We start from the raw sequence: 9,801 nt of genomic DNA on the forward strand, positions 1-9,801 counted from the left end.
TCGGTCAGCCAGAAAAGATCGCTCATGTTACCGCTCCGTTTGTGGAGCCGTGAATCACGCGGCGCGGCGGAATTCAATGCATCCTGACCCTGGCGGCAAAAATCTTATTTGCTGTCTGCGAAGCAAAGTTTGTGAGGTTTTCGCCATATTCTGTAGCCGCAATTATTTCTTCGACTGGGATTGCCTCAATAGCCATTGAATCGACTCCAGCTGGCTCTGCAACTACGAATACTAAGTATTGCTCATCGCCTAATAAGTATCCTGCGCAGTGAGCATGGGCGATGCGGTTTCGCGGCTTGGAAAACTTCTCGTAACGTTTCTTCTGCTTCTTGAAGGCTTTTGCGAATTCAGCAGTTTGGTCGCTCGTTTCGAGGATGCGAGCAATTTCCAAGAGCTTTGCAGTACCATTTACCCTCATCAAATGGTTTGCGGTGTCATGGAGTTCGTCGCCAGTAAATGCGGAAACAAGCATGGTTAGTGCGCCATCGAGTGAACCCCATGTCAAAACCAAATCAAGCATTGCCTCCCTATGGAAATGCTTAAGTGGGTTGCCGTATTCTCCGCTATTGAGTTCCTCTAATAGTCTGTTTGCCACTACCAAATCCCTCCAAAACGAACCTGAAGGCCCATCACATCGCATCAGTGAACGGTAACTTCGCCTCGCAGAGCCGACATCAGGCGCTCCTTACTGTGAACTTGGAATAACACCCAAAGCTGCCATTTGTTGTCAGCGCATCATTTGGTTAAGCAGAATGACCGGATCGCGAACTTTGCAGCCGTTCAGAGTCTATCATCCAATGACCCTAGCCAGTCCAAACTAACACTAATTTTCTATTGAGATTTCCAATGGATCTTCACTAACTAAAGGTAATACTCTCAATCAGTGACAGACGCTTCGAAATTCGTATTACTGGCAATCGAGTAGCGCTCCGAAGTGAATAATAGCAGGCAAAAATATGAAAATAAGTGAAAAAAGCTTGCGCCTTGTCTCCCCCATTCTGGAATCGAAGTTGATCTCAGATGATCTTCCCAGACAGCTGAAGCAATTCCCTGAGTTGCGCTATATGGGTTCCAAGAAACGCCTCTTGCCGTGGATCCATGGCGTTCTAACGACTTTGGACTTTGAGACGGCCATTGATCCATTTAGCGGCAGCGGTTCAGTTGCCTATCTCATGAAGGCAATGGATCGGCGCACCATCTCAAGCGATTTCCTAAACCTTTCGGCGACTTTAGGAAATGCGCTTGTCGAGAACGGCTCATACGGGATTCGAACATGGCTAATCGCATCAGCTTCCGGTCACCGGCAGGCGGTCACGTACCAGTTGCGCCCAAAACGCGGCCCCGATTGGCAATAGATCATCGTTGAAATCATAATCGTCCGAATGGAGCGGCTGACCACAAGGCCCCTCTTGCCCGTTGCCGATCAGTAAGAAGCACCCAGGGACAGCAGCCGAGAAATGCGCGAAATCCTCCGAGAAACTCATGGGTTCGCGATTGCCTTCAGTCTCCAGTCCTAAGGCGAGAGCCGCGTTTACGACTGCGCGAGTTTGCTCCGGAGCATTGATCGTCTCAATGAATTCTGTGTTGAATGTCACAGATACTTTTACGCCGTGGGCCGCTCCGATACCGTCCGCAAGCTGGCGCATGAGCCGCGCGACCTCCTCGCGATCTTCTGGCATCCGTGCTCGCACGTCCCCCTTGAGGGTTGCGACACCAGGTAGGACATTGCGCTGACCATCGGTCAGGAATTCCGTCACCGAAACTACGACACCCGCGCCCGGAGCAAGCTTGCGCGAGACGATAGTTTGCAAGGCTTGCACAATCTCTGCCCCGATGGTTATTGCATCCCGCCCAACCTGCGGCATGGAGGCGTGACCTCCTTGTCCTTCGATCAGAATTTCAAACAGGCTTTCGCTCGAGCAGATTTGACCGGGCCGCGTGGAAATCTGCCCCAACGGCGCGGCAGGAAGATTGTGAATGGCGTAGACTTCCTCAACGGGAAAACGCTCCAGCACACCCTCGGCAATCATGGCTTGAGCGCCCAATCCGTGCTCTTCGTTGGGTTGGAAAATGAACAGCACCGTGCCATCAAAATCGGGCTCTTCAGCAAGGGCTGCCGCCGCGCCCAAGAGCATGGTCATATGACCGTCATGCCCGCACGCATGCATCACACCAGCCGTCTGGGAGACATAGCCATGGCTGCTGGCCTCATGTATCGGCAGTGCGTCCATGTCAGCTCGTAGACCGATGGCGCGATTGCCTGTCCCGCGTTTCAGGACACCAACAACACCCGCGCCGACATGGGTCTCGATTCCGAGATCTTCAAGGATGCCCGCAACCCGTGCTTTCGTGTTTTCCTCAGCAAACCCGAGTTCGGGCATTCTGTGAAATTCATGTCGTAGGGCAATCAGGTCTATTGGTGGCATTCGTTATTCCCGCTGGATAGTGTCCAATGAGGTTAACCTGAAAACTCGGCAATACAGGCAGGAAAACGACCTCTGGCAGGAAATTTAACAAGTACCTAAAACACCAGCGTATGATCAAACCAGACATTCATGCCGGTCGCAGCAATATGCAATTTGGGCTCACTGCAGACGTTCTCTGCATACAGGGTCAATGGCTGCAATAAGGTGGACTGAAGTGCTGGTGCGCTGGGTTCGTATGTGAGCTGACCACTCAACCAGAGATCGCTTCGCATCATACCAATTGCGATGTTCGCTGTTTTGTTACGGCTTCGGAGAACAGCCATGGGTTGCAAATTTCCGGGCACCTTGACGGGCTCACAGCGCCCGGATTGACGCCAAATTTCTAACTGTCTTCTTCCTTACTCTCGGCGAGTGACCTGTCCATAGTCTCGAAAAGGAATCGTGACATTTCGTAGATACTCCAGGTCCGTCGCGGGTCCGAGACCAATGCCGTCGGTCGCAAGGGTGTCTGAAGAACTGATCTGAAACTGCCTACCGGCAAAATCGGTGCAGAACATTTCGGGTGATCATCTCTACTTGACTGTCGCGCCGCAACAATCCGGCAACCCATTCACAAGTTCCGGCGCAAAACACTTCTCCATTCCCTTTTTTCCAAGAGACAATTGCCCCGTTGCCACGGCTGGATTTGTCCAGTGTTTCCGTCGTTAAATCACCGAACAGGGTCGCTGCTTTGAATTCGGCGTCCGCGCTTCCGATGTAAAGCGTTTCCTCCCAATGTGAAAAATCCGCCTCGATATTTGTGGCCATCCCCAGAGCAATAATCTCAACCGATGTATCCGTGCCGTCCTTGCCTGTCGGATAAGGCAGCCCGTCTTCAAAGGAGAAATCCATCCCGTCCACCTCATACCCAAAGACCCTCGAACAGGCGCCTAATTGATCGCCATAGCCAAGCCGCGCCCCCTGCAGAGCCCAATGGTCGGGTCGGTAGACCGTAAAATCCCCGCTGCCCTGGCCGACGCAATTTCCAAGACCTGCGTAAACACCTTTCAGACCGTTCACACCGAAGGTCTGCGCACCGGGGCGGTTGACCGGCGAAGCATCCCAAGTGCCGGTAACGAGATGCTCCTCATCGCTGCCCATGAAAGGGTCGGCGTCCCTGGCCGTGTATTTGTAACAGATCAGCGTTTGCGCATGATCCTCCAGCCGGGTCTGCCATAGGAAATTTCCGGCAAATTGCGCGACCCGGCCACCGCCTTCTGCAAATCGCTCAACCCTGTCGCGCATTGTTGCGGTCCAGTATTCGTCGTGGCCCACGAATACCGCACATCGGTGGCCCGCCAGCAGATCCGGTTCCAGTTCCAGATCATGCTGTGTGACAACTTCGAACTCATACCCTTCGGCTTCCGCCCAGCGAGCAAAATGGCGTTCAGAGCTGGCCCAACCGGCCGAAGCGTATTTCTCTGAATAACCATAGGCATAGGCCCATTCCATATAGGGATAGCGCACCATGCCATCCGGGTCGGTCGGCTTTTCGGTCAAAGCGCGGGTGGCTCCTGAGGGTAATTTGCAAAACCCGCGTGTCCATGGCCTCTGGTTTGACGGAATAGGTGAGAAGGCGTTGCCCTCGGGTCCTGTGATCCCCTCATAGGCGCTGGCCCCGCCCCAGCAGTTATAGGCGAGCCAGGTGCCGGTCGCACAGATCAATACCATCGGCGCCGGTTCCGCCTGCGCAGATCGCCGCACAAAAATCAGGTGATGTTCGTCAACTGAATCGTTATGACGTTCAGCGCGCAGGGTGATCAGATAGGCCCCTGCCACCCAATCCTCTGGAATGGTAAAGGAATGCGAGACGTCCCGCTCACAACCCTTTACCGAACACTGTTCTGGGGTGCTCTGATGCTGCCCCGGCAAATCCGCGACCTGCAAACAGGCTCATAATTAATGCCGTCCCGGCCAATCTCCAGCGACCAGGTCTGTGCCGTGGTCGACACACGTAGATCAACGGTATCACCGGGGTGATAGGTATAGCGATCGGTGTAGCCCCAGATCTCCAGTACCCGATCATCTCTGGCCGGACCGATATAGTAGTGATCCAGAATGTCGCGCGCGCGAGCACGGGTGCGCGGAGTGATCGCCGGGCCCTCGCCTTTTTGTTCTGGTTCAATCATGGTATTCATACTGCCGCTCCGCTGATTTGTTGGCGCTTTATTCGTTCATCAGAATTCTATATTCGCCCTAAAACCCAACTGTTTTGTCTTTTTCTCGTTCTCACACGGTGTCGCGCGCATCATCTACGTGTCCCCCAGCACATCTGCAGGCTGATTTCCTCAAAAGCCGGTTCTCTGCCAATTCACTTTCTTTCAAGCGACATCGCGATGTCGCGGGAAGGTTATACATGCGTCACACCCCACGATAGCCGTTGGGTATGCTACGCGCTTTGAACGAAAACTGGGCTTTGTTTCTTGGCATGCTCATGTTGATGGTCGCCAACGGCCTCTTGGCGACCCTATTGACAATTCGGGGGGCGAGTCTTGGGTTCAGCGACTTTACGATTTCGATCATGCAGGCCAGCTATCCGCTCGGTGCTCTTGCTGGGACGGCACTAGCCCCAAGGTTGGTCGAAAACGTCGGTCATATTCGAGCATTTTCTGCACTCGCGTCTCTGGTATCAATTGCTGCGATTGTTCACCTTCTGACCAGCGACGCTGTCAGTTGGAGTGTGATGCGGTTTCTCGGCGGGTTCTGTTATCCTGGTCTTTACGTGATTACGGAAGGCTGGCTGAACGCAAAGTCCGACAACAGTATTCGGGCGCAGGTCTTGTCGCTCTATTTCATCATACAGCTTGCCGGGCCCGCATTGGGAACGGCCCTTGTCGGGTTTCCCGACCCGACCGGAAACCTGCTATTCGGTGTAGTCTCAATTCTGATCTCACTTTCGATTGTGCCGCTTCTCTTATCCGGCAACAAAGCGCCGGATTACACCGCCCCAGAACGAATGCCTGTTACCCGTCTATACAAGGTCTCGCCCGTTGCCGTGATCGGCATCGTTGTCGTCAGTATCGGTGTTTCTGCCTCTTACATCACGCTGCCGCTTTATGCCTTGCAACAAGGGTTCACGGCGGCGCAGGCATCGGGCGCGCTTGTTGCCGCGTTGATTGCCGGAGCTGCCGTTCAATACCCGGTTGGTTGGATTTCCGATCATACCGACAGACGCTATGTGATCATCGGCCTGGGTGCGGTGGCGGCGCTGGCCAGTCTCTGGATGGCGGTCGACACATCACCCTCGAACATCGTCTATGGGTTTGTTTTGGTTGCGATCGGGCTTTACCCTGCCTACTCGATCCTGACGGCACATGCGAACGACCAGCTGAAACTGTCTCAGATCGTGCCAGCCAGTGGCACCATGGTGTTATTGCTGAATGTCGGCTTGCTGATCGGGACAATACTGGGTCCAAACTCGATCACGCTGCTTGGGGGCAGGGGGTTACAGTTTCTTCTGGCAACTATCGGAATATCCGTTGCGGTGGTCGCACTCATTCGGCGCTATCAGGTCGAGGCCCCAGTTGAGACCGGCGAAGTGCAGGTTGTAGGTGTAATCGGCACTGGACAGCCCGGCGTCCTGCAAGCGGAAAGCTGGGTTCAGGAGGAGGATGCAAATCAACGGGAAGGGGCATCGTAGACCGTTAGCTATCCACGCGTTCAATGGAACGTTTGTTCGGCAACTCATGCAACAGGGAGGCGAAGATGAAAAAAGTTAGCTTCACCCAGATGAAGGATGGCAGCAAAGAGGAGTATGTGTTCCTGACGGCGCAGGCCGTGGATGATGCACGTCACACCGTCGGTCGGCTGGTCAAGGCACTGGTCGAACTTGATGACGAAATGGCGGGCTATCAGATCACGCGATTGGGGCATTCGGTGCAATCCGCTACGCGGGACTGGCGCGACGGGGCCGATATCGATTGGGTTGTTTCGGCGCTGTTGCATGACATCGGGGATATCTTTGCGCCCTACAATCACGACGAATACGCCGCTACGATCCTTCGCCCTTTCGTGCGCGAACAATGCGCCTGGGTGGTCCAGACCTATGGCGATTTTCAGATGCTTTATTACGGGCATCATCTGGACGGTTTTGATCAGCACAAACGCGAACGTCATCGTGCGCACCCTTACTTCGATGACAATGCAGAATTCTGCGAGCGTTGGGATCAGGCCAGCTTTGATCCCGCCTATGATGACCTTCCGTTGGAATTCGTCGCCCCCATGGTCGAAGAGGTCTTTGCCCGCACCCCCTATGCCGCCGATGTCGTGCGCACAGGCGAACGTGAACCCCTAGTTGTACCAGAGATCGCCAAAGAACGCGCAGCCGCCTAATGGCGAATCCTGAGGAGGATGAAAACGACCCGATCAGACGAGAACCTGCGCGCTCTTGCCGCTGATTACTACATCAGCCCCGAGGTGTTTGCCGAAGAGCATGAGAAGCTATTTTTCAAATCCTGGCAATATGCCTGCCACATTAGCGAACTGGCAGAGCCCGGCGATTACGTTGCCACCAGTATCCAGGGCCAGAACGTGTTCGTTGTGCGCGATCAGGATCATGAAATCCGCGCCTATTACAATGTCTGCCCCCACCGCGGCCACCAACTTGTCGAGGGGTCTGGGCAGACCCGCGCCATCGTTTGCCCCTATCACCATTGGAGTTTTTCGCTGGATGGATCACTGCGGCACATGCGCAAACGAGACACCAGCGCGGTGCCCGCGCAGAAAGAGGTGTGCCTGAATACGGTCCGAGTAGACCGTTTGCTGGACTTCATCTTTGTCAATCTTGACCCCGAAGCCCTGCCGATTGCCGAGTTCTGGCCGGGCATCGGAGAACAGGTGCGCGAGAAATGCCCGAAGGTGGACAGCTATGTTCTGGGCGAAACCGCTGCTGCCATTCACGAGGTTGACGTGGCCGCTAACTGGAAGATCCAGATCGAAAACTATCTGGAATGCCAGCATTGCCGCCACGGCCACATCTCGTTCTCGGACATGCTGGACATCAACAACCAGACTTACGAGCTGACCAGGAACGCGGCCTATAACTTCGTACCCGGCAACAAGAAGGCAGACAATCTGGCCTATCCGCTGGATTTGGAACATGACGAAACCGATCTGCATTTCTGGTTCCTGTTCCCCAATATAGGCATCTCGCAGTTTGCCGGTCCGGGCAATCTGACCCTGTTCCAATGGAACCCGATCGGCACCGATCGCGGGCTGAGGTGGAGCATCAATCTGGAGCCGCCCGAATCCACCGACCCGGGCATGCGAGAGCGTCAGGAAAAGCGGGCGATCTGGGGGCGGGACGTGTTGCAGCCCGAGGATATCCCGTTCCTGCTGTCGGTACAGGAAGGCATGAGCCAGCGGTGCTTTGATCAGGGTTAGTACATCGTCGACTGGGAAAACATCGAATACTCTGAGGCCATGATGCGCCATTTCCATAATACCTATCTGGACCATATGGGACGCAGGTCCCCGGCAACCGCACAGGCCGCGGAATGAGCGGGGCAAGACCGCTGGCCGACGTGCGGGTTCTGGATTTCGGCCAATATCTGGCCGGACCTTTGGTCGGGATGATGTTGGCCGATATGGGCGCAGATGCGCTGCGCATCGATCCGCCCGGTGGACCTCGATGGGATGACCCGGCGTTGGATATGCTGTCGCGCGGCAAGCATGTTCTGGAATTAGACCTGAAATCGGATGTTGCTCGAGAGCAAGTGATTGAGCTGGCCAAACGGTCCGGCATCGTGATCGAAAACTTCCGGCCCGGTGTCATGGATCGCCTGGGGGTCGGCCCGGGTGTGCTGCGGCAAGCCAGCCCGGGGCTGATTTATCTGGCCATGCCCGGCTTTGCCTCAACTGATCCTGATCTGGCTGATCTGGTCGCGTGGGAGGCGGTTGTTGCCGCCCGCAACGGGCAATTCACCGATATGGGGCTGAACCGGCGTCTGATGGGGATCAAGGCGTCGTTCTCGCCGCTCTCAACCTCGCCTCGGCCTATGCGGCCAGTAAAGCGTTGCATCCAGCCCCCAGATGAGCGTCTTCCTGATCTGATTGCTAGCAGCTAAGGTGGCGCTACGCGCCACCAAGAACAGCGAGCCAATCAGGTTTCGTGCGCTCATGCACGTGCTGGCTTAGCGGCTCAGCACACTTAACGCGAGTCGATTATCTCTGATATCAGACAGAGTAGTGCCGGATGCAACAGCGTTCCTGTTCCGCTGGACTACCTCACAGACGGTAGCCTAGGCGGGGACGCCCCTCAGGATTAACAGGTCAGTTAGGGCGTCAATCACCTCGGCTGAATTCAGCTTCCGTTTCACTCGGATCGCCAAGCATTCCCGGCTGTGTTCATCCAAGATGTTAAGCGTTCGGAACGCTTTCCCATCATCGGTTCGATGGTGAACGAAGTCATATGACCAGACATGGTTACGATACTCTGGCCGTAGTCGAACGCAAGAACCGTCGTTCAGCCAGAGCCGCCTTTTCTTCGGCTGCTTCATTGGCACTTTAAGCCCTTCACGTCGCCACAGGCGTTCGACACGCTTGTCGTTCACCAACCAGCCCGCATCTCTCAGCAGGGCGGCGATCCGACGATAGCTGTAATGACCATACTGGCGGGCCAGCTCGATCATATCGGCCACCAGGCGATCCTCGTCAGCATGCCCAACTGGCAACCGCCTCTGTGTTGATCGGTGCTGTCCTAAAACACGGCACGCCCGACGCTCTGAGATGTGAAACCGGCTGCGAATGTGATCAATACAAGCGCGGCGGCGCGAAGGGCTCAGTAGTTTCCCCGTGCAGCCTCCGCCAAGATCAGTTTGTCCAGCGTAAGATCTGACATCGCACGACGCAGCCGCTCATTCTCTTTCTGAAGCCGCTTGAGTTCCTTCAGTTGGTCGGTTCCCATACCACCATATTGCTTACGCCAACGGTAAAACGTCTGCTCTGTAATCTGCACTTGGCGGATAGCATCCACGCGCGGCATGCCTTGCCCGCAAAGCACCTCAATCTGCCGCAACTTCGTGACAATCTCTTCCGGCCTGTGACGCTTGATTCCCATATTTGATCCTCCGTTTCCTAACTATACGAGCGGATCACTTCAGTGGGGGAGGATCAATTCTCCCGCAGCCAAACGAATCTCTATCATCTTCGGTGGAGTTCTCCGCTTACACGCTCGCGCAAAGATTGAGCGTGACAAACGCAACCATCTGCGAATAGGGTTGCACTGAGCTCGTCACAGGAAGCTTTTAGGGTCAGGATGCATTGAATTCCGCCGCGCCGCGTGATTCACGGCTCCACAAACGGAGCGGTAACATGAGCGATCTTTTCTGGCTGACCG

General features: G+C 55.1%; 9 protein-coding genes and 1 pseudogene. 5 read left to right on the forward strand and 5 right to left on the reverse strand.

Annotated elements, in window-relative coordinates; translation table 11 throughout:
* Positions 1-73 precede the first annotated feature (73 nt).
* Complete coding sequence (locus ACR0KW_RS23820) at positions 74-595, reverse strand: hypothetical protein (protein ID WP_480807246.1); 522 nt, start codon at positions 593-595, stop codon at positions 74-76.
* A gap of 469 nt (positions 596-1,064) precedes the next feature.
* Between ACR0KW_RS23820 and ACR0KW_RS23825 the strand changes: the two genes are divergently transcribed.
* Positions 1,065-1,355 carry a DNA adenine methylase gene (locus ACR0KW_RS23825; protein ID WP_480807254.1) on the forward strand — a complete coding sequence of 97 codons (291 nt, stop codon included), beginning with the start codon at positions 1,065-1,067 and terminating at the stop codon, positions 1,353-1,355.
* On the opposite strand, the gene ACR0KW_RS23830 is transcribed toward ACR0KW_RS23825, so the two are convergent.
* The 3 genes from ACR0KW_RS23830 to ACR0KW_RS23840 form a co-directional block, all read right to left on the reverse strand.
* The gene (locus ACR0KW_RS23830) at positions 1,287-2,426 is read right to left on the reverse strand and encodes an amidohydrolase (protein WP_480807247.1); all 1,140 of its coding nucleotides are present in this window, start codon (positions 2,424-2,426) and stop codon (positions 1,287-1,289) included. The genes ACR0KW_RS23825 and ACR0KW_RS23830 overlap by 69 nt on opposite strands.
* 531 nt (positions 2,427-2,957) lie before the next feature.
* Complete coding sequence (locus tag ACR0KW_RS23835) at positions 2,958-4,244, reverse strand: N,N-dimethylformamidase beta subunit family domain-containing protein (RefSeq protein ID WP_480807248.1); 1,287 nt, start codon at positions 4,242-4,244, stop codon at positions 2,958-2,960.
* Positions 4,245-4,294: 50 nt separating this feature from the next.
* The gene (locus tag ACR0KW_RS23840) at positions 4,295-4,603 is read right to left on the reverse strand and encodes a hypothetical protein (RefSeq protein WP_480807249.1); all 309 of its coding nucleotides are present in this window, start codon (positions 4,601-4,603) and stop codon (positions 4,295-4,297) included.
* A 248-nt stretch (positions 4,604-4,851) separates the two neighbouring features.
* Between ACR0KW_RS23840 and ACR0KW_RS23845 the strand changes: the two genes are divergently transcribed.
* The 4 genes from ACR0KW_RS23845 (at position 4,852) to ACR0KW_RS23860 (ending at position 8,530) form a co-directional block, all read left to right on the forward strand.
* Positions 4,852-6,105, forward strand: a complete 1,254-nt coding sequence (locus ACR0KW_RS23845; protein WP_480807250.1) for an MFS transporter — start codon at positions 4,852-4,854, stop codon at positions 6,103-6,105.
* A gap of 65 nt (positions 6,106-6,170) precedes the next feature.
* A complete protein-coding gene (locus ACR0KW_RS23850) occupies positions 6,171-6,797 on the forward strand; it encodes an HD domain-containing protein (RefSeq protein WP_480807251.1) in 627 nt (208 codons plus the stop codon).
* Positions 6,798-6,815: 18 nt separating this feature from the next.
* Positions 6,816-7,847 carry an aromatic ring-hydroxylating oxygenase subunit alpha gene (locus tag ACR0KW_RS23855; RefSeq protein ID WP_480807252.1) on the forward strand — a complete coding sequence of 344 codons (1,032 nt, stop codon included), beginning with the start codon at positions 6,816-6,818 and terminating at the stop codon, positions 7,845-7,847.
* A gap of 113 nt (positions 7,848-7,960) precedes the next feature.
* A complete protein-coding gene (locus ACR0KW_RS23860; protein WP_480807253.1) occupies positions 7,961-8,530 on the forward strand; it encodes a CoA transferase in 570 nt (189 codons plus the stop codon).
* 177 nt (positions 8,531-8,707) lie between these two features.
* Here ACR0KW_RS23860 and ACR0KW_RS23865 read toward each other — a convergent pair.
* Positions 8,708-9,522: pseudogene (locus ACR0KW_RS23865) on the reverse strand (IS3 family transposase); the annotation flags it as partial.
* Positions 9,523-9,801: the final 279 nt, after the last annotated feature.

The sequence above is a fragment of the Ruegeria sp. CG11 genome (assembly GCF_056537245.1).

Bases quoted from the DNA above. Each gene is read 5' to 3' on its own strand.
- ACR0KW_RS23825 (WP_480807254.1), top strand. From the start codon at position 1,065: ATGGGTTCCAAGAAACGCCTCTTGCCGTGGATCCATGGCGTTCTAACG.
- ACR0KW_RS23830 (WP_480807247.1), bottom strand. From the start codon at position 2,426: ATGCCACCAATAGACCTGATTGCCCTACGACATGAATTTCACAGAATG.
- ACR0KW_RS23840 (WP_480807249.1), bottom strand. From the start codon at position 4,603: ATGAATACCATGATTGAACCAGAACAAAAAGGCGAGGGCCCGGCGATC.
- ACR0KW_RS23845 (WP_480807250.1), top strand. From the start codon at position 4,852: ATGCTACGCGCTTTGAACGAAAACTGGGCTTTGTTTCTTGGCATGCTC.
- ACR0KW_RS23850 (WP_480807251.1), top strand. From the start codon at position 6,171: ATGAAAAAAGTTAGCTTCACCCAGATGAAGGATGGCAGCAAAGAGGAG.
- ACR0KW_RS23855 (WP_480807252.1), top strand. From the start codon at position 6,816: ATGAAAACGACCCGATCAGACGAGAACCTGCGCGCTCTTGCCGCTGAT.
- ACR0KW_RS23860 (WP_480807253.1), top strand. From the start codon at position 7,961: ATGAGCGGGGCAAGACCGCTGGCCGACGTGCGGGTTCTGGATTTCGGC.